Source organism: Syntrophomonas erecta subsp. sporosyntropha (assembly GCF_055395365.1).
This window is the reverse complement of record NZ_AP042459.1, coordinates 1,669,645-1,690,654: the sequence shown is the minus strand read 5'-3', so window position 1 is coordinate 1,690,654 and position 21,010 is coordinate 1,669,645. Positions and strand designations below refer to the sequence as shown.

10 protein-coding genes are annotated in these 21,010 nt (G+C 44.6%); 6 read left to right on the top strand and 4 right to left on the bottom strand.

Going from position 1 to position 21,010, the window contains the following annotated elements; all coding sequences use genetic code 11:
- The first annotated feature begins 188 nt into the window (after positions 1 to 188).
- A complete protein-coding gene (locus ACZ5Q0_RS08265; RefSeq protein ID WP_447182411.1) occupies positions 189 to 10,898 on the top strand; it encodes a fibronectin type III domain-containing protein in 10,710 nt (3,569 codons plus the stop codon).
- Between the two features lie 283 nt (positions 10,899 to 11,181).
- Here ACZ5Q0_RS08265 and uvsE read toward each other — a convergent pair whose 3' ends face one another.
- Positions 11,182 to 12,441 (bottom strand): UV DNA damage repair endonuclease UvsE, encoded by a 1,260-nt coding sequence (gene uvsE / locus ACZ5Q0_RS08260; RefSeq protein ID WP_446818524.1) that lies wholly within the window; start codon positions 12,439 to 12,441, stop codon positions 11,182 to 11,184.
- A gap of 323 nt (positions 12,442 to 12,764) precedes the next feature.
- Between uvsE and ACZ5Q0_RS08255 the strand changes: the two genes are divergently transcribed.
- The 5 genes from ACZ5Q0_RS08255 to ACZ5Q0_RS08235 all read left to right on the top strand — a co-directional run bounded on the left by ACZ5Q0_RS08255 (position 12,765) and on the right by ACZ5Q0_RS08235 (position 17,470).
- Positions 12,765 to 12,998 (top strand): TOBE domain-containing protein, encoded by a 234-nt coding sequence (locus ACZ5Q0_RS08255; protein WP_446818525.1) that lies wholly within the window; start codon positions 12,765 to 12,767, stop codon positions 12,996 to 12,998.
- Positions 12,999 to 13,192: 194 nt separating this feature from the next.
- Positions 13,193 to 13,639, top strand: coding sequence for a peptidoglycan-binding domain-containing protein (locus ACZ5Q0_RS08250; RefSeq protein WP_447182410.1), 447 nt, complete (start codon positions 13,193 to 13,195; stop codon positions 13,637 to 13,639).
- Positions 13,640 to 13,770: 131 nt separating this feature from the next.
- A complete protein-coding gene (locus tag ACZ5Q0_RS08245) occupies positions 13,771 to 15,423 on the top strand; it encodes a sigma-54 interaction domain-containing protein (RefSeq protein WP_446818527.1) in 1,653 nt (550 codons plus the stop codon).
- A gap of 356 nt (positions 15,424 to 15,779) precedes the next feature.
- Complete coding sequence (locus ACZ5Q0_RS08240) at positions 15,780 to 16,625, top strand: 3-hydroxyacyl-CoA dehydrogenase family protein (RefSeq protein ID WP_446820788.1); 846 nt, start codon at positions 15,780 to 15,782, stop codon at positions 16,623 to 16,625.
- A 47-nt stretch (positions 16,626 to 16,672) separates the two neighbouring features.
- Entirely contained in the window at positions 16,673 to 17,470 is a 798-nt protein-coding gene (locus ACZ5Q0_RS08235) for an enoyl-CoA hydratase/isomerase family protein (protein WP_446818528.1), read from the top strand.
- Between the two features lie 519 nt (positions 17,471 to 17,989).
- Here the strand turns inward: ACZ5Q0_RS08235 and pyk are convergent.
- The 3 genes from pyk to mtrB are packed head-to-tail and all read right to left on the bottom strand — an operon-like array spanning position 17,990 to position 20,981.
- Positions 17,990 to 19,738, bottom strand: a complete 1,749-nt coding sequence (pyk, locus tag ACZ5Q0_RS08230; protein WP_446818529.1) for a pyruvate kinase — start codon at positions 19,736 to 19,738, stop codon at positions 17,990 to 17,992.
- A 12-nt stretch (positions 19,739 to 19,750) separates the two neighbouring features.
- On the bottom strand, positions 19,751 to 20,707 hold the full coding sequence (gene pfkA, locus ACZ5Q0_RS08225) for a 6-phosphofructokinase (protein WP_447182409.1): 957 nt from the start codon (positions 20,705 to 20,707) through the stop codon (positions 19,751 to 19,753).
- A gap of 31 nt (positions 20,708 to 20,738) precedes the next feature.
- Positions 20,739 to 20,981 carry a trp RNA-binding attenuation protein MtrB gene (gene mtrB / locus ACZ5Q0_RS08220; protein WP_446818531.1) on the bottom strand — a complete coding sequence of 81 codons (243 nt, stop codon included), beginning with the start codon at positions 20,979 to 20,981 and terminating at the stop codon, positions 20,739 to 20,741.
- Between the last annotated feature and the right edge of the window lie 29 nt (positions 20,982 to 21,010).

The window sequence follows — 21,010 nt, the reverse complement described above, 5'->3', positions numbered from 1 at the left end:
TTTATAGTCTTAGTCGCTGCTTGTTTGTACCAGTCTATCCAGACCCGGCACTCCTTGTGCCGGGTTTTTTTATTACGTTAAATCCCTGAAGAGGAAAGGAGGTTTAATTAAAACTTACACAAGATTGGAGGTAGATAAGTACTTTAAAATCTTTATTCCATTAAAAAAGATTGGGAGGCGAATAAGAATTGCGTTTAAGAGGCTCAACCAAGTCTAAAATCGCCATATTGACAGCGTTGGTATTTATGCTGTCCATGGTTTTTTCCGTACCGCTTGTGCAGGCCAGCGATACGGAAGGACTGACAAATGAGTTGTTAGAACTTGCAGCAGAAGGAACAACAGATGATGCAAATGTACTAGATAGTGTTTATGAAGCTGTTAACACTAATACAGGTGAAACAGCCGACAGTGACATCCCTGGAGAAGGTACTACCTCATTGCCGGGGAACACTGAAGCGGAACTCCCGCTGGAACCAGAGCCCGGTAATGTTGAGGCTGATGTTCCTGCCGAGGGTACTACCCCATCTCCAGAAAACACCGGATTGGAACCCCCGCTGGAGCCAGAGCCGGGTAATATTGAGGCTGATGTTCCTGCCGAGGGTACTACCCCATCTCCAGAAAACACCGGATTGGAACCCCCGCTGGAGCCAGAGCCGGGTAATATTGAGGCTGATGTTCCTGCCGAAGGTACTACCTCATCGCCAGAGAACACCGAATTGGGAACCCCGGATCTGGAGCTGGAGACGGATAAAGTAAATGAAATCCCTAACCTTAACAACTTCCAACCGATGGAGGCTTCAGGTCCAGCCGAACTGATTATCAGCGATGTTACTAATATCAGTTTCAAGGTGAGTTGGCCGGAAGCTGCGGATGCCAGTGAATATAAGGTAACGGTTAGTAATACTACAGGCGGTGAGACTACGAAGGTAGTGAACAATGTCAGTACGGGAAATCTGGAATATGTCGTATCAGGACTGGAATCCAGTTACCGTTATGACATCGTGGTGGAAGCCGTAGGTGGAACTTGGGCAGGGAATGGCAGTTTCCTGCAAGGTTTGGCGGTTACAACCGCCCCCAATACACTCGTGCTTAAACCAGGCGCGCCCGGAACTAACGGTAATTATACTTTTGAACCATTAGCCAATCCGGACAGTGAAAACGTTTACGAAAAGTTTTACACTTACCAGGGTGATATCAATATAGCTAATGATCATTTTACCTGGTATATAAAGAAAGGTCTTAATAATGGTCTACCAGCAATTAAAGATAATATCCGAGCGTTCCGCCTCTTCAATTTAAGCGATAAAGAGGAAATTGAATTGGATTATGGAAGCGATGAGGATTTTGCAAAAGTACCCCAAAATCCAAATAACTGGCCACAGCCAACTACCATTAATACTGGTGATTTCATTGTGTGCTGCTACTCAATAAGTGGAACCTGTTTTTCTTTTGAAATTAACCTAGCTAATAAACTGCAACCAGGAAAACAGTATGAAATTACCCTCGACCCGCAATTTAGAACTGCCGGTAATAGTCCGCAATACCTAAACAAGGTCTACCATTTCAAATTTACTACCGCCGGTATACAGGATAGCACTCCTCCGGCCTGGCCGGATGGCGCAACTTTATCGGCAGACGGTATAAGCGAATCTGAATTGACTATAAGCTGGCCGGAAGCCGATGATGTTTCTGGAGTTGATAAATATATCATTACCACCAGCAAAGCGGGCGGTATTGTAAAGACTGCAGAGACTGCGGCTCTAAGCTACAAGTTTACCGATCTTGACTCTAATACAGAATATGAATTTAGCGTCAAGGCAGTAGACCTTGCCAAAAACGAGAGCGAGGCTTTAACGGCAACGGTCATCACTGCTGCTCAGGTACCCCAGTGGCCGAAGGATGCCAACCTAAGTATCAGTAATGTTTATCCCACTGAGCTGGTTATTAACTGGCCGAAGGTGGCGGATGAAATTGATTTTGCCGAATACCGGGTTTATGTAGATGGCGTGGAAGAAGCCCGGCTTCCCAACCAAAATTATTATGAGTTGGGTGGTTTAAACGCCGGACATAAGTATAGTTTAAAAGTAGTTCCCTATAATGTTCTCGGTTTTGCCGGAGCAGCTCTGGAAACTATGGTTGTTACACCAGGTGGTGGGGGACTAGTTTTTAATTTTGCACCCCAAGCCATAGATAAAGGGGAAAGTGACTATTATCACCACTATGAACTGGTTTATCCGGTGGATTTGGATAACCTGGTTTTAACCTGGAATTTTGGCAATGGATTGGATAAGAATCTCAGACAAAACCTAGAATGTATCTCCTTGGTGGAAAAAGCCAGCGGAAAGCAAATTACTCTGGATTTGGGTACTGAACCTTATGTAGGTAATGAAGATGGGGTTTTTGCTGCCGGTGACTTTACCTATATTTCCACAGGGGGCGGTACTGGAGGAGGTAGTGGTACGGGTCAATCGGAGATAGATGATGCCTCCAAGATTCGTATGCTGAGATTTGCACCCCGCGAAGCTACACTGGAGCAGATGTCCCAGGCAACTGAGTATGTCCTGGAAATCGATCCTGAATTCACGGCTAATAATGGGCTAAATACATTGGGAAAAATATTTACTTTCAGTTTTATTACGGCCGGGGATGATTTTGAGGCTCCTACCTGGCCTGATAATGCAGCAATTATTGTAAGTAATATTGGCCCCACCAGTGTAATATTAAACTGGCCAGAGGCTACTGATAATGTAGCCGTAAGCAGTTATGACATCTTACAGGGTGCCACCTTTATCAAAAGCGTTAGCGGGCAAATCACTTCCTATAAAGTGGAAAATCTAATTCCCAATACCGATTATGAATTTACAGTGATAGCTAAAGATGCAAAAGGTAATGCCAGTGAAGGTCTAAAGGTAACAGGAAAAACTCCTTTAACTGACAACGAACCTCCTACCTGGCCGTCTAGCAGTAAAATTGTACCCGATAATATTCTGACTGATAACCTGGACCTAATTTGGACCCAGGCTCAGGATAACCTGGCAGTTACCGGTTACCAGCTGCTTAAAAACGGTGCAGTAGTTGCTGAGTTGGATGCTGCTACTATGTCTTACCATATTATCGGTTTGGCTCCGGCAACCAATTATGTTTTCAAAGTCGAAGCCCGGGATGAGTACGGCAACTACAGTAAAGACGGACCGGAGGTAGCTGTCCGTACAATAGCAGGAAAAAGGGATATCACGTCGCCTTACTGGACTAATAATGGCTCATGGAATACCAGTACAGTTTATGATATCAGGGAAACCAGAACAACCTTAACCTGGCCCTGGGCAGCAGATAATGTAGCAGTATATGGTTATGAAGTATATCGAGAAGGTTCGCTAATCGCGACCCTGGATGCATATAGCAATAGTTATACCGATATCCTAGTACCTGACGATAACACTTATACTTATGTAGTTTATGCTTTGGATGGGGCAGGTAACCGGAGCACAGGAATTAACTATTCTGTTCGAACCGGTGATCCTGATCCCGACCTCAAGTCTCCCTACTGGCCGGCAGGTACCTATATTAATCTATCTGAGTTTACTGATACTACTGTAAAAGTACACTGGTCAGAGGCTCTGGATAATATAGGGGTCATAGGCTATGTAGTAATTAAGGACGGACTCTGGACAGAATATGCTGATCCGGGAGAGGAAAATGACCACCGGAGTTTTATCAACCGCTTTGCTATTTACGACCCGAAGTATAATACTTCCGGAATCGCTAACAACTACCCGGCACTGTCACCTGGTGAAACCTATACTTTTTCCCTTAAAGCCTTTGACCAGGCCGGAAATGGTTCCAAGGGAGACCCGCAGCTGACCTTTGTCATGGGAACTAATCCTACCGCAGGCAGCAAGGTTCCTTTTGCCCTGGTCAACCTGGATAATACCCGGGGTAGTCTTAACAGCCTGACTGGTGCTTTAAACCGGGTAACAATTCCTCAGGATCCGCAAAAGGTAAAGTTCACCTGGGAATTCGGAGAACCTCTAGCTGACGGTTATGCTAATAATATAACGATCTTCAAGGCCGATGATCAAGCAGTCATTACAACAACCGAAGAAAACTTTATCTACCAGAATACAGAAGGTAAGGGAGTACTTACCCTTGATCTGAGCGGTATTCAATTGGCAGATGAAGAAACTTATATTGTTAAACTGGGTAAAGAATTGACTGCTCAGAGTAGTAAGCAAATTGGTCTGGATATGGCCTGGCAATTTACCACCGCTAAAGATGATAAGACTGCTCCGGTCTGGGGAGACGGTGCCGGATTAAAGGCGGAAGCGATTATCACACCTTCAGTGGTGACGCTGACATGGCCGGAAGCCACCGATAATGTAGCAGTTACCCAGTACAAGGTATACCGAGGGGAAGAATGGCTGGCTACTTTACCGGCTGAGACCCGTTCCTATAACGTAGAAGGCTTGGAGTTGGAGCAAAGCTATCAATTTAAGGTTATAGCTGGCGACTACCTGAACAACTTTAGCGATGCCCTGGAAGCTAATATAATTACTCCGGCAGCAGATAATGAAGCCCCTGCCTGGGTAGAGGGTACAGAGGTTAGTTGCAGCGATATTTGTTCTGATAATGTCACAATTACCTGGCCAGAAGCTACTGATAATTACCAGGTAACGGCTTACAAACTCTATAAGAATGAAGAAACTGAGGCCTTTGTAATTGTAGACGGTACTAGCACAACCCATAAAATTACTGGTCTACAGGGTGAAACCAAATATACTATAAGAATTGTAGCTTTAGATGCGGTTGGCAATGTTTCAGAAGAAATTGCAGGTGAAATCAAAACTGCACCTGATAACGTACAGCCAATCTGGCCAGAAAACAGCCAGTTGCAAACCAAAAACATCAAAGACATATCAGTAACCCTTTATTGGACCGCTGCTACTGATAATGTAGGTGTAGTTAAATATAATATTTATCAAGATGATGAACTTATTACAGATGTTAACGGTGATGTAACCGAATATATAGTTACCGAGCTAAAAGGGTCTACCCAGTATACCTTTGGGGTAGAAGCATTGGATGCGGCAGGTAATGTAACGGCTGATAAATTAAGTATCAGCCAGTGGACAGCACCTAATTCTACCACATCCGGTGGCAATTTTGAGTTCGAATTGCTATCTCCTGATGCTCACAATCTCGATTTCGATAGCGAAAATAATATTTTGCAAAATGAGGTTGACGCTAGCTTTACCCGGAACAATATAGCCTTTACCTTTACATTTGCTGAAGATTTGCTGGAAGATACCTGGCTTAATAACATTGTTCTAACCAAGAAGGATGGTACCCAGGTTGAACTGTCTGCCGCCGCATATAGATATGAAGCTAAAGCAGGCGAAAAAGACGCCCGGCTGCAAATCATTGTACCAGCTAATTTGATCGACCCGAATGGCGGCGAATATCTACTGACTCTAAAAGATACCTTAACAGCAAAAATTAGTGAGGACAGTGTAGCATTAGGCAGAAACTTCACCTGGGCCTTTAACGTTTATGTTGGCGAATATGGGGTAACTAATATTGCTGCTGGTTATAATTCCTTCAGCGCCTTCAAAACCCCGGAAGATCGTTTTTACCTAATGCTTAAAGATGACGGCAGTGTCTGGAGCTGGGGTAATAATGATTATGGTACCCTGGGTGATGGCACTTATGATCGTCGCGATATTCCGGTGCAGGTAGACGGTCTGGTTAATATTGTGGCTCTGGAAGCCGGACGGGATAGTTGTTTTGCCTTGGATAAAGAAGGACTTATCTGGGCCTGGGGTTCCAATGAATACGGGCAGTTAGGCAAAGGTTTCCTGCCCGGAGGTACCAGCGGGAGGTTAGGTAATAATACCCCGCAGAAAATAACTGCAGCTGGTTTTCCTGCTATAAAGAAATTGAGCTTCGGTTTCGGTCATGTAGTAGCCATCGATGTTAATGGTGAAGTCTGGAACTGGGGTTTCAATGTCAAAGACGGTTATAGTAGCGAAGCTAAACGCAGTGGCACCCCGCTCAAGGTTGATGGGCTCAGCAATGTGATTGATGTGGCAGGTTGCTTTGATTCTAGCCTGGCAGTAACTGCCGATGGTGACGTCTATACTATTGATGAAAGTAGGTCCCCGTCCAAAATAGAGGGACTCAGCCAGATCGTAGCAGTTGATGGCCAGGGTATTGACCAGAGAAATACTATCGGCATGGCGCTTAAAGCCGATGGTACGGTTTATATCTGGAATAAGGATGATATTCAACCTAATCCCCAACCTAAGCAAGTAATCGGTGCCAGCCAGATAAGGGCAATTAGCGCTGATGGGCCTTATGTGTTGGGCAATGATGGTCAAGTAAGAGCAGTAATTTTCGACCCTAAGAATTCTTCCCGACTAGGGGATGCAATTCCTGATTTATATAATGTTTCTAATTTGGCCAGCTCAGCCAAGGGAGGTCTGGCATTAATAAATGACGGGTCGTTATTACAGTTTATTGGCAATGAAACTACCCCGGTAAGCCTGGATATGAATCCGGTAGATCCTCCAGTGTGGCCGGAAGACAGTGGGATTGAGATAAGCAATCTAACCGAAGCCGGATTGACACTGAACTGGAATAAGCCTGATCCTGATGTTTCAGGTTTCACCATTTATCAGGACGGACTAAAAATAGCCAGCGTTTCCGGTAACCGATTAAGCTATGATATTGTTGGTCTTGAGAAAGACATAACCTATACCTTCAAGGTAGAAGCCCGTTTCGCCCAGAGTCCCTGGTCAACTACTGGACCTACTCTGGAACAAACCATGTTATCTAACTGGGATCCTGTTGTACAGGGAGCCGGCAAGATAGCAGCAGGCGGCAGACATACTCTGTTGATTGATAGTGCTGGTAACGTCTGGGCCTGGGGTCAAAACGATTATGGACAATTGGGTACAGCCAATAAAGAACAGCAGTTAGAACCAGTAAAAGTAGACAGTCTTAACAATGTAGTGGCAGTAGCAGCAGGCGATAATCACAGTCTGGCACTGGATGAAGATGGAAATGTATATGCCTGGGGCAGAAACAATCTCTACCAGTTAGGCAATGATACTACCGTTGACAGCCTGATTCCTACCAAGGTTTTCGAGGGAGTTAAAGCCATTGCAGCAGCAGCTAACTACAGCCTAGCTCTCAAGATTGATGGTACGGTTTGGGGTTGGGGTGAACCTGGCGAAGCCAATTGTGGTTATGCTCTTACTAACGGCAACGGGCGTACCCCGGTGCAGATGATGTACAATACTAACCGGCCCACCGATATTCATCCCTTCGAAAATGTAAAAGGCATTGCTGCTGCACCGAGATTTGCAGCCTATCTCTTCAATGATGGGAGGATCTGTCGTCAGGGCTACTTTATTGATACGGTAGGAGCACCTACTTACTCTCCCAGGGGTCATTACTCCAGTTTAATGGGTGTACAGGGTATTGTCGCCGGTGATGAGTTCGTAGCAGCTCTACTCGAAGACAGCACCGTGGCAACTCTGGGCCATAATATTCTGGGGCAATTTGGTAATGGAGGTCAGAGTAACGCTACTCCGGCCAGTCCTGTACCATATGCTAAAGTCAAGGATTTAACCAATGTGGTAGGTATTGCTACCGGTGGAGCTCATGGAATTGCTCTGAAATCGGATGGTACCGTATGGACCTGGGGTAAAAACCAGTATGGTCAATTAGGTAATGGCAATAATATTGTCAGCCTGGTACCAATTCAGGTACAGAGACTATCAGGCATAACCGCTGTAGCTGGTGGCAAAGACAATACCCTGGCTATGCAGAGCGACCAAAAGGTTTATGCCTGGGGTGATAATTCCGGCGGACAACTTGGCAGTGGCAGTAAACTAAGCTCCAAACTGCCGGTTTTGGTAAGAATGGATGGTTATGATGAAGCGGTTAATGCGCCGATCTGGCCTGCAAGCTTTGCTATTATGAAAAAGGCTCAGACAGCGGACAGCATTACCCTGATGTGGACTTATGCTATAAGCGATATCAGCATAGCCGGGTATGAAGTATACCAGAACGGAAACAAGGTAGGCGAAGTCTCTGGTAACACCTATGAGTATACCGTTAAGAAGTTGCAAAAAGGCACCACTTACACCTTTGGCGTTAAAGCTAAGGATAGTGCCGGTAATGTAAGTGAATTGAGTAATACTATTAGCCTGTCTCTCCCAGGTGAAGAGGAAGGCGGTATTGATAACCAGGTACCGGAATGGAATGCTGATGCGGTTATTACTACCGATGGTAAGACTCCGTACACCATAACCATTTCCTGGCCAGAGGCTACAGATAATGTAGCAGTAACCGGCTACCGGATATTTGCTAACGGTAAAAATGTTGGAATTACCAGCCAAACAAGCTATACCATAGGCGATTTATCACCTAATCAGGAATACCTGATTACAGTTGAAGCATTAGACGCTGCTGGTAATGTCAGCACCCCCATATTTAGCACAATAAAGACTGTAGTTACCAAACCAGTTATGAACCTGGCGGAAATTACCAAAAGGGGAGACATTAGCCTAACCTTTGACAGAGCGATGGATGACCCTTCAGGAACTAAAACTCAATTTACTGTAGCTGTCAATGATACTCCAGTTATCGTTACCGCTGTAGTTAAAACAAATACCCCAGAGAAAATCAAACTGGAGTTAGACAGTAAAGTTACTGGTGCTAATGGTGTAAGTATCAGATACACCAAGAGCAATGATCCAGCTAAACAGTTAAAATCTACCGACGGTGGAATAGTAGAGAGCTTTACCACCCAGATCGGAGAGGCCGACGAACCAAGGGTGTTTAAACCCATAGTCGATTCCCAGGTGGTAGTAGATGATACTAATAAAAACCTGGCGATTACCAGCAGTACGCCGGCAGCTACTATAATAATTCCCCCAAATGTAACCGATACCACCCTTAACGTTGCGGAATTATTACAGTCCACGGAAGGTAACCAGGTGACGACCCAAGCCCTCCCCGAGCTAAAGATCGAAGCTAATACTAAGGTAAGTACCGCTCCAATAAAAGTGGAGATTCCTCAAGGTGCTACTATTACTGGTCCGACTGGCTGGGATGGTACTATAAATATACCTAAGGTAGTACCTGCGGAACAGGTAAAAATAGAACCTGATTCCGGAAAAAAGGTCGATAAAGTTACAACAGTAATTGAAGTTGGGGCCGAAGACACGGTGCTGACCTTTACCAAAGCGGTTAAACTGGTCATTCCTGACCAGGCAGGTAAAGATGCCGGATACTATTGTAATGGCAAATTTACTCCTATTACCAGATTGTGTAAAGAGGATAGCCAGACCTGGGCGGACGAAAATCTTCCCGATGGCGGAGACGGTAAGATAGACGTTGACGGCGACCTGGTTATCTGGACCAAACACTTCACTAAATTTATCACCTATGAACAAACGGCTGCCAATGGTAGTGATGGTAGTGGCGGTAGTGGCGGAAACAACGGTGGTGGAGGTGACGGCTCCGGCGAAGGCGAAGGTAGTGGAACCTCTGGTGACCTAAAAATTCTTAGCTTTAACAAAGTAAAACTTTCACCCACGGATACACTAGTACAGTTTGACTTTGGTAAGGGCATGGATAGAACCTTGAGCAATAATCTGAACCAAATTCATGTTTACGAAAAAGCTACTAAAAACGAAGTAAAATGGTCAAATCATAATTATATTAAACAAGGCTCAGGAGACGATGCAGTTAAGCTGCGCCGGCTCGAACTCATGTTTAATAATCTGAAATCCGGCACTACGTATATAGTAGAATTAGGCGCAGGGGTTGAAGCTAATAATGGTAGTACACTAGGCAAAAAGCAGACCTATGAATTTACAACTTCTAGCTCTACATCGGGCTCAGGAGGAGCTGGAGATTTAACTGAGCAGACGGTAGATAAAAATGGTGCTAAAATTGACAAAGATTATATCACCATTGACATTCCAGCCGCTGCTTGCGATCAGAAGGTTAAGGTGAAAATTGAAAAGGTAGCGGAAATCTCTAAGTTGCCGATGGCGGAAAAGAGTAAACTAGTTAGTGGCGTTGTGGAAATTAATAAGGACAAGACCGGTAGCTTTAAAAAACCGGTTACTATTACCTTGAACTTCGACAAATCCAAGGTTGATACTGATAAGCATGACCTTAGTATCTGTTACCTGGATGAAAAGACAAATACCTGGGTAGCCCTGGATAAAATCAAGGTGGATTTAAAAGCCGGTAAGGTTAGCGGCGATATACACCATTTTACCAAGTTTGCTGTAATAGCTACTGAAAAAGCCGGCACGGCAATTGAAGAACCGAAACCGGCAGAACCTGGCCAGGTAGTAAAACTAAGCGATATTCAAACCCACTGGGCACAGAAAACCATCGAGGAATTAGTCGCCTCAGGGGCTATCGGAGGTTATCCAGATGGAACCTTTAAGCCTGACCAAAGTATAACTAGAGCAGAGTTTGCCACTATCCTGGTTAAGTCCTTTAATCTGGAACCAAAAGGCAGTAAGGTCTTTGAGGACACTGCTAAACACTGGGCCCAAAATTCTATCTCTACCGCAGCAACCTGCGGAATAGTGAGCGGCTACAGTGATACAGCTTTTGGTGCTGATGACCCGATTAACCGGGAACAGATGGCAGCTATGATTACCCGAGCAGCTAAATTGGCGGAGATCATGGAAGGTAAAGCCTTTGCCGATAGTGATAAGATTTCAGCATGGGCAAAGAACGCAGTCGCTACAGCCAGTCATAACAATATTATTACCGGCTATCCTGATAAGACCTTCCGGCCCCAGGCTAGTGCAACTCGGGCTGAGGCAGCAACCGTAATTGTTAAGGCTCTGAAATTAGCATCCTAAAAAGGGTGTTGGAGGAAGATACCGGGATTCTACTCCCGGTACTCTTCCCCCACTAAAATAGGCATTCTATCATTATGAGGTTATTGATTACGTAATCTGACATGCTGGCGGCAGGCCAATGATAAACATATTGGTTTTTGAAATCTGCGAGGACGGGCTGACCGATTCCTCGTATTTTTCTGCCGTTTGTATATAACCTTGTTCAGCAACTATACCTGCCTTTGGGTCCGGTAAATTCTTATCACTGTAAAAAAGCGCCTTGTCGAATTATCTTTCTAGGTCTTCATAAAAAATAATATGACTGGAGTATATACCGCTCATTATACTTTTGCGCCAGCTTGAGAAGCTGATTTTTAACAGAATCTACCTTGGCAGTGCCGCTCTTGTATCTGTCAAGGGCGGAGAAAAAACGTTTCTTTTCATCTGGTTGGGCAACTTCTTTAAAGTATCCCCAAACGTGAAGCAAAGCATTAACTGCATTGTTCTTTTCAATCGGTTCATCTATGGCCTGCTCCAATATGCTGTAAAATTGCCTGGCTGGAAATTCGTTCTTATCTTTTAACAATTCACGAATCCTTTGGTATGCTTTGGGCGAACGCTCAAGCACACTGTATTTGTATTTCGCCCATTCACCCTCCAACCGGGAAATACAGCTGGAATCAGAAACTATCAGCCCGCATTTTATGGCAGACAAATTTTTATCCTTCACCTCCAGCATTATATCAAGATCCATATCACGGACGGTTTCATAAAACTGCAGAAACTCCTCCGCATAAATTGTTTTGGAATGCGCACCTGGTTTTCGATCTGCACTTTGCTGCGAATAGTGGATTTTTTGCCTTCCATCGGATTGATTCCATGTTTTTGCACATTGCCAAATCCAATCTGCAGGAGAGCAGTTTTCTTCCGGTGGATTGATAGAGTGATGCAAACTGTCAAATACAGCCGGAATGCCTAAGCGTTGGGCTATATTAAGGACCTCGGCTATGCTGTAAAAACGCTCGTCATTTTCCAGCACAATACGGCTGCGTACCCTGTCACTTAATCGGCCCCAGTTGCGGCAAAACCGTTCGCTTGCGGCTGCTTTATCTCCGTAAGCTCCACCAACATGCAATATGATTTTACTCGTGCTGTCTGTCTTTAAAAGATGCAAAACCTGTTCGTGATATTCCAAATCGGCAATTGCCCGGTTCACCACATCCGCATCAGGCGAATTGAGCACCGTATACTGCCCAGGATGCATAGAAACCCGCAGAGCTGCATCTGCAATTGCATTGCCGATTTTTTCAAACGTATCGGCAAACTCTTCCTGCCACTGTAACGTATTTATAGGGCTTGAACCAAAAGGAATCAAATCAGAACTAATGCGAAACAAATGGATGTTATTTCCCTTATTATATTGAACAAGCCGCATCAGCGCTTGAAGATTATGGGCAATGACATCCCGCAGCCGCTCTGCCGTAGCGGTGCGCATAGTGCATGATCTCATTTGAGTACCGGCAACTCCCGGAGCAAGACAGGCATAGCCAAAATTTATCATCATTTTTCCTTTCCAAATCTTTTTCAGAATAATACATTATTATTTAGTTTCTTTTTCATTTGCTCCCTTTATGTGTTAATTGGTCACCGATTGGTATATGAATTTTTCTTTACGCCTGAGCATTTCCCGTAATGGGCCATAAAACCTTCAAACCTTCAAGCGCTCTATATCCTAAAGAGTATTTATAATCATTCACCCCTATCCGTTCAAACACTTAAATAGTGTATATTATAGCATAAATTCAATAGCCTCAATTTATTTGGGTTCTTCCCAACATAATTCTTCCTCTTACTGTACAAGCTAAATAAAAAAAAGGAGGATATGGATTGAGAATTAGCCAGCCTAATAAATTAATAGGGAAAATCATGGAAATCAAACCAGGACAGGATATGACCGAAGTAATTGTAGATGTAGGCGATCGTCCCGTTTATGCCACCATCACTTCCGGTGCTGCTCAAGCTATGAATTTACACCCTGGTGATGAAGTGTTTGCCATGTTTAATTCTACCGATGTAACTTTAATCAGAGATACTAAAGAAGAAAGAGATTACGGGGTTTAATCAGAGGAAGCAGGGGGACGGTCCTTTTGTTTTTCCTTTTTAAGGAAGCAAAAGGACCGTCCCCCTGCTTCTCCGCCCCCATTCACCTTGCCGTCGTCAAATAATCTTCAATCCTCGGCCATTTTTCCTCGATAAAATTGAAAATTGGTAAGAAATCACTTAAAATGAAAGTAATTCGGTGCAGGAGGAATGCAATGAAAAACGAGCATTTTATATTTTTAGTTCTGATACTGTCAGCCGCTATTATCGCCGGATCTACTGCAGGTATTATCAATAATTTTGAATCTATTGCCAACCACTTGCAGCAAAAACAGGCACTCGCCTCCAACGATGAAGACACCCCAGAGGTAGCTAAAGGGGAAAATGAAACATCTCCCCCTCGCCAGGCTTCGGTTGACACTGTCTCTTCCGGTACTTCAGAGTATATGGTAATCACCGATGCGGAACAACAGGAGATCAAAAACATGTTAAGTACCCTGGGTATGAAGTCTGGTCAGGATCCGGCTGAGTTTATCCGCCATTTCCAAAAGGACCACTCCCTTAATGCTACTGGTAACCTGGATTCCCAAACCCTGCAGCTGATAATTAATCAGTCTACCCGAGTACAAGCTTCTCGCGCTTTGGCTAACCAAACTAACTAATAAAGTTCAAAAGAGTCCTATCCAGGGCTCTTTTTTTATGAAATACTTCTATCTGCAACTATCTCACCATAAAAATTCTATCTTTTTTTATTCCAGTTATGCTATTATGTGCCTAAGGGGGGAACTACATAATGGCTCTGAATATGGAACTGCACGCCAGACAGCTCCTGCTATATCCCATCCTGCAAAACATCGATGAAGGCATCATCATTACTGATCCTGCATTAAACATCATCTTCTTTAACAAAATAGCAGAAAGCATTTTTCAAATTAAAAGTAACCAGATTATCGGCCAAAAGCTTAATCTCCTGCTACCATTTAATCTGGACGCCCTGCTTAAAAGTGGACAAAAAACAGTACAAGAAGCCATTATTAATGGCAAAGAGGTTCTAATAACCAAAGGGTTAATAGAACTAGAAGCAGATCAGGTCTTTGGTTATGTTATTTTACGCCCTACTGACCGTTTTAAGGACATGCAGTTAAATTCCCTTTTACAAAGTCCCTACGAAGGTATTGCCATATTTAATGAAAATTGTCACCTTATTTATGCCAATGAAACCTGTTTCAATTTTTTTAGCAGCCAAACCCTGTCTGAACTATATCACGAATTGGCAAATCTGGTTCCCCGCACTAGTTTGGAAGAATGCATGGCGAAAAATAAGCCTTACGCCAATCATGTAATCCAGATACAGGGGCAATCAGTTCAACTTATCCTTTTACCTATTGCCCACCAGGGCCGTACCAGGGGAGTTATTGTTAAGAGCAGCCTATCTTATCGTCCTCAGCGCAGTTGGGAACATCTAGTTGACGAATATCATCAGGGAACAGCTAACTACTACCTTAACTCAATTATCGGTAATCACCCTTCCTTAAAGGCCCAAAAAGAACTAGCTACCCGGGCATCCCGTACTACCTCCACAGTTCTTATCGTTGGAGACAGTGGTACCGGCAAGGAAATCTTTGCCCACGCCATCCATAATATGAGTCCTCGCCGCAAGGGTCCCTTTATTAAGGTCAACTGTGCCGCCGTTCCGGAAACCCTTTTAGAATCTGAGTTATTCGGTTATGCAGACGGGGCTTTCACCGGGGCCCGTAAGGACGGAAAACCAGGTAAATTCGAACTGGCCAACTATGGGACTATTTTTTTAGACGAAATCGGTGATATGTCCCTTTCCATGCAGGCTAAACTGTTACGGGTTCTCCAGGAGAAAGAAGTAGAAAGGGTAGGAAGCCTGCATATAACCAGGATCAATGTGCGAGTAATTGCTGCCACTAACCAGGACCTTAAAAAGCTAGTCGCAGAAGGCCTGTTTCGAGAAGACCTTTATTACCGGCTAAATGTAATCATACTAAACCTCCCCCCGCTTAGAGAGCGACGGGAAGACATCCCCCTCCTTAGTCAGATTTTATTAGAAAGGCTCAATCAGCAGTTAGGTACCAAAGTAGAAGGGATCAGCAGTGAGGTCATAAACTTGTTCTATAGCTATGACTGGCCCGGTAATGTCCGGGAGTTGGAAAATACTATTGAACGAGCCATAAACTTTTGCGATGGCCATATCATCAGACTCGAACATTTACCCCCTCACCTGAAATCCAACCTAACTAACCTAAGGCCGCCCCGACCACAGGGGAGTTTAGAAAATCTTCTGGAGGAAAAAGAACGGGAGGTAATAATTAATACCTTAAAAACCTGTGAGGGTAATAAGACTAAAGCAGCCCGGGCCCTTAATATCCATCGCTCAGCACTTTACAGAAAGATAAACAAATACAATATCCGGCTTTAATTCAAGGTGTTACATATCAGGACAGTGTCGCTGCCTGGCGACATAGGACCAAATCCCTTAACTATGCCAAACTAGATAATTTATGTCTCCATTTCAGGACAAAGGCATCCGAAAAAGGTTTTCAACAACAAATCTATCTATTTCTCTTTTTTGTTAATATACCCGTTTTTTCACAACAATTGCATGAAGTGGTACGTTTATTGCATATTAAGAGGTTGTACCACTATCGGCAGTCCTAATGTGGGGGGGTGATAGTTGGAATAGAGAAAAAGGTGGCCGTACCACCTATGCTTAGAATTAGAGAAAGTAGATTTAGAGAGAAAGAAGAAAAATAAGGGGGAAACTGAATAATGGAGATTAACAAGATTGCAGTGCTTGGTGCAGGAACTATGGGTATGGGAATTACCTGGGCAGTAGCCGCAGCAGGTAAGAAGGTTGTTGTTTATGATATTAAGGATGAAATCGTCGAAAGATGTATCGCTGGCATCGGCAAAGGTATAGCTAGATCCGAAGAAAAGGGTCAGGTTCCCGCCGGTACCAAAGATACAGTAGTAGGCAACATAACTGGAACCTCTAATATGCAAGATCTGGCCGATGTAGACTTTGTTATCGAATCTGTAGTTGAGAATATGGATATTAAAAAGCAGGTCTACAAACAACTGGCCGGTGTCTTAAAGCCTGAAGTTATCGTTGCAACTAACACCTCCTCTCTCTCCATCACCGAAATCGCCGCTATTTACCCGCGCCCGGATAAAGTGGTGGGCATGCATTTCTTTAATCCAGCCATGATTATGGCCCTCATCGAGGTTATCCCTGCTATCCAGACCTCTGATGAGACTGTAGCGACAGTTATGGAACTTTCTAAAACCATTGGCAAAAAGCCTATCGAGGTAAAGGAAGGTCCTGGCTTTGTCGTTAACAGGATCCTTGTCCCCGGCATTAATGAAGCTGCTTTTATTTTAATGGAGAACCTGGCTAGTGTAGAAGACATCGATAAGGCTATGAAACTAGGGGCAGGCTGGCCTATGGGTCCGTTTACCCTAGCTGACCTGGTCGGTATCGACATCGCCTTAGAAGTCTGTAATGTACTCTATAAGGAAACCGGCGATCCCAAATATCGTCCTTCGGGAGTATTAAAACAGATGGTTCGGGCTGGCTGGCTGGGTAGAAAGACTGGCAAGGGGTTCTACGACTATAAATAGTCTTTCTACGCGGTCAAACTAAATTATGGGGATAAGGAGGTTCGTCTATGTCATACAGAGACAAACAGTATGAAACTTGTCTATGTAATGTTGAGGAGCCTGGAATCGGTATTCTTACCATGAATCGGCCCAAGGCTTTTAATGCTATTAATGTTCCGTTTTTGGAAGAATCCTATGAAATTTTGGAAGGGTTCCATCTGGACCCGGAAATAAAATGTATCATCATAAAAGGCAATGAAAAGGCTTTTGCAGCGGGAGCTGATCTTAAAGCTGTAAAAGATTACAATGCTTTTGATGCCCGAGATTTCCTGGATAAGGTTCATAAGACTATATTCATGATTGAGGATAATCATAAACCGGTCATTGCTGCTGTAGAAGGTCTTGCTCTGGGTGGTGGACTTGAATTAGTCCTCGCCTCAGACATCCGTGTTGTTTCTGAAACTGCTACTCTGGGATTACCGGAAATTAACCTGGGTATTTTCCCTGGTGCAGGAGGAACTCAACGCTTACCTCGTTGTGCTCCTATAAATATCGCCAAACAGTATATCTTTACTGGTGATTTCTTTGATGCGGCTACTGCGGAACGGATCGGACTGGCAAATGTGGTAGTGCCTGCCGCTGAGGTAACCGATACTGCCATAAAAATTGCCAAAAAAATCTGTCAGAAGTCCCCGTTAGCTCTACGGGAGGCCAAAAATGCCATTAATACATCTATGAACACGGATATTAAGGCTGGCTGCCGGGCAGAGCAGATTGCCTGGTCAATGTTATTCGCTTCCGAAGATGAAAAGGAAGGGATCTCGGCTTTCCTGGAAAGCAGAAAGGCTGATTTTAAAGGCAAATAGGCGTTTTAACGGGGCTAGTATCTGGTTCGTGTAGGGAAGCTGTGATGAATAACCACTCACCCTGTCAGGCTCTAACCCGGCAGGATATTCTACACTATGCTTCAATCTGGCTTTCAATCAGATACTACTGATAAAGAAAAAACCGGGGACTGTGCGTTAACAGTCCCTTTTTTTATAATCACATGTTTACCAAACTTTTATAGAAACCTACCACCACTGCCCCACCATGATAAAAGTAAAATAGGACAGAAAAGCCAGGGGGCCGCCGGCTGAAAAGCCTTAAAAATCTGCTTTAAATCCATTACTACCCATGATATACGCTGGAACAGTAAGAGCTACTATATGTATTTATAATCTTGCAACACTTCTTACATAGCCTGACGGTCCTTCATATTCCACGAAAAGGAAGCCAAGGTGCCGTTCCCTTGCTTCCCCTTGCTTCTTACAGATAAATTTATCTCTTCTGGTATTGTTATTTTAATGCTCAGCAGCAAACCTGTCCCCGTGTCCCGCTGCTTCCTACAGGGCGCGGGCTAGGCCCCGGTAGACTCGTCCATGGGGAGTATCAACCGTGACCAGCATCCCATCTTGCAGTTTTTGAGTAGCATCACGTGCACCTACTACAACGGGAATACGGGCATTAAGTCCCATAATAGCTGCATTAGAGGTAAGTCCACCCTCTTCAGCAATCAAGGCTGCAATCTTCGGTAATATAGGGGCCAGGCTACGGTCAGCACTGGGGGTAACTACGATATCACCAGGCTGTATCTTAGCAACATCTTCTGCATAGCGGACTATCCTTACCGTACCCCGGACGGCTTCCGTCCCTATTCCCATACCCATAACCAGGATTTCTCCTACCACATGAACCTTTAACATATTAGTAGCCCCGGACCGGCCGGTAGGAATACCGGCAGTAAGAACTATCAGATCTCCACTTTCAATATACCCTTCTTTAAGAGCACAGCGAATCGACTCTTCAAATAAATCATCAGTTCCCGCTGTCTCTTCTATCAGTACCGGGTGTACTCCCCATACTAAAGCCAGCTTATTAAGTATACGCGGCTCCGGGGTAGCAGCTACTATGCTCGCCTGGGGACGATATTTAGCCACCATTTTGGCGGTATGACCGGTACGGGTTGCACTTATAATAGCAGATGCTTCCAGGTTCATAGCCGTGGTACAGGTAGCATAGCTTATGGCATCAGTTACCGAAAGTTTACCCTGCAGCCGCTTTTGCCGCAATATATCCCGGTAGGGTAAAGCCTCCTCGGCTCGGGCAGCAATACGGGCCATAGTTTGTACCACTTCTACCGGATAATGCCCGGCTGCCGTTTCTCCAGATAGCATAATAGCATCTGCCCCATCAAAAATAGCATTCGCTACATCCGATACTTCTGCTCTGGTAGGACGGGGATGAACAATCATGGAATCCAGCATCTGGGTGGCAATGATAACCATTTTCCCCGCCAGGTTACAGCAATCGATAATCTTTTTTTGTACCAGGGGAACCTCCTCCACCGGAATTTCCACCCCCAGATCTCCCCGGGCTACCATTACCCCATCAGCTATCTGAATGATATCATCGAGATTATCTACCCCTTCCTGGCTTTCAATCTTAGCGATAATATCGATATCAGCATCATGTTCCTCCAGGATACGGCGAATTTCCAGTACATCGTCCGCGGTGCGCACAAAAGAGGCGGCAATAAAATCCACCTGTTGACCAATCCCAAAAAGTATATCATTGCGGTCTTTTTCACTCATAAAAGGCAACTTTATCTTCACTGCGGGGACATTAACCCCTTTCCTTTCCCCTAGTTCCCCGCCATTGATTACCCGGCAGATGATATCAGTATCGGTAGTATCTTCTACCTGCAAGTTTATTAAGCCATCCGATAGTAATATAGTAGTTCCCTTTTCCACCTCTGCCGGCAGGTGGGAATAGTTAACGAAAACCTCATATTCATCACCGGGAACCTCCCGGGTAGTAAGTATAAATCGTTGGCCCCCTTCCAGGCTTACTTTACCCTTAACCAGCTTGCCAGTACGAATTTCTGGTCCTCGGGTGTCTAGCATGATAGCCAGCGGTTTTCCGTTCTGGCTTGCTACCCGGCGCAAGCTTTCAATACGGCGCCGGTGTTCCTCATGCTCACCATGGGAAAAGTTAAGCCGGGCCACGTTCATACCAGCCTTAAGCATCTCCTGCAAAACGGCAGGGTTTTCACTGGCCGGACCAATTGTACAGATAATTTTTGTTTTTCTCATAGTACACCTCGATTATATCGAAAGTATGCGGGCAATCTCGAACATATTCAATTCTGGTGTGTGGGTACCATTAATAATCTCCTGCAGCGGAATGGACTGGATACGTCCCTCCCGGGAAGCTACCATGGTACTGTTTTCTCCCTCAGTTAGAAAATCTACAGCTGCTTTTCCCATACATGATCCTAATATCCGATCTACCGCACTAGGGGTACCACCCCTTTGGATATGACCTAATATGGTAACCCTGGTATCCTGCCCAGTGGCTTCCTCCAATTCTTTCCTTAGTTCCATAGCAGACAAGGCTCCTTCTGCTACTACAATAATGCTGTGCAGTTTGCCCCGCTTCATTCCATTTTGGATTTTAGTAACCACTTGATCAATATTCGGCTCAATCTCCGGAATCAAAATTGATTCAGCCCCACCGGCCACTCCTGCCGCCAGGGCAATTTCACCACAATCTCGTCCCATAACTTCAATTATAAATATTCGCCCATGACTAGTAGCGGTATCCCTTATGTTATTTATTGCTTCCAGGGCCGTGTTTACAGCTGTATCAAACCCAATAGAGCGGGTATAAACGATATCATTGTCAATAGTAGCCGGAATACCGATTACCTTAATGCCGGTCCGGGAAAACTCATAGGCTCCCTTAAGACTCCCATTTCCCCCAATGACCACCATGGCGTTAATTCCTAACCTGCTAAGATTTTCATAGGCTTTTTGGCGCCCGTTTTCAGTAGTGAACTCGTCGGAGCGTGAAGTATGCAGAATAGTGCCTCCCCGGTGAATGATATCTGCCACTGATCCCAGGGACATAGGCTCAATCTGGCCCTCCAGTAATCCCTGATAACCTTGATAAACTCCGTAAACTTCTATCTTGTTATATATACCGGAGCGAACCACCGCCCGGATAGCAGCATTCATTCCCGGAGCATCTCCCCCACTGGTAAGAACCGCCATACGCTGCAAACGAGCTACCTCCTTTTTAAAATCTTTCATCTTAACGATTACCCGGTTCACTGTCACTTTGCATAGTACCAAAGCGGCTTAAGATTTCAGCTTTTCCCCTGATTTTAATAGCGGAAGTATTCTCTGTAAATTGTAGTACCATCACTTCGCCTTTATCCAGTTTTTCCGTATGATGAAATTTAGTATCCCGGCCCCGGGTAAGCCCCATGATGGTTACGCCTCCCTCTAAAGCCTTTACGATAATATAGTCTTCTCCTATGTAGTCCTGGTTCATGCACCGACCTCCTTTTTTACCCCTTGTCT

Bases quoted from the DNA above. Each gene is read 5' to 3' on its own strand.
- uvsE (WP_446818524.1), bottom strand. From the start codon at position 12,441: ATGATGATAAATTTTGGCTATGCCTGTCTTGCTCCGGGAGTTGCCGGT.
- pyk (WP_446818529.1), bottom strand. From the start codon at position 19,738: ATGAGAAAAACAAAAATTATCTGTACAATTGGTCCGGCCAGTGAAAAC.
- ACZ5Q0_RS08250 (WP_447182410.1), top strand. From the start codon at position 13,193: ATGAAAAACGAGCATTTTATATTTTTAGTTCTGATACTGTCAGCCGCT.
- ACZ5Q0_RS08245 (WP_446818527.1), top strand. From the start codon at position 13,771: ATGGCTCTGAATATGGAACTGCACGCCAGACAGCTCCTGCTATATCCC.
- ACZ5Q0_RS08235 (WP_446818528.1), top strand. From the start codon at position 16,673: ATGTCATACAGAGACAAACAGTATGAAACTTGTCTATGTAATGTTGAG.
- mtrB (WP_446818531.1), bottom strand. From the start codon at position 20,981: ATGAACCAGGACTACATAGGAGAAGACTATATTATCGTAAAGGCTTTA.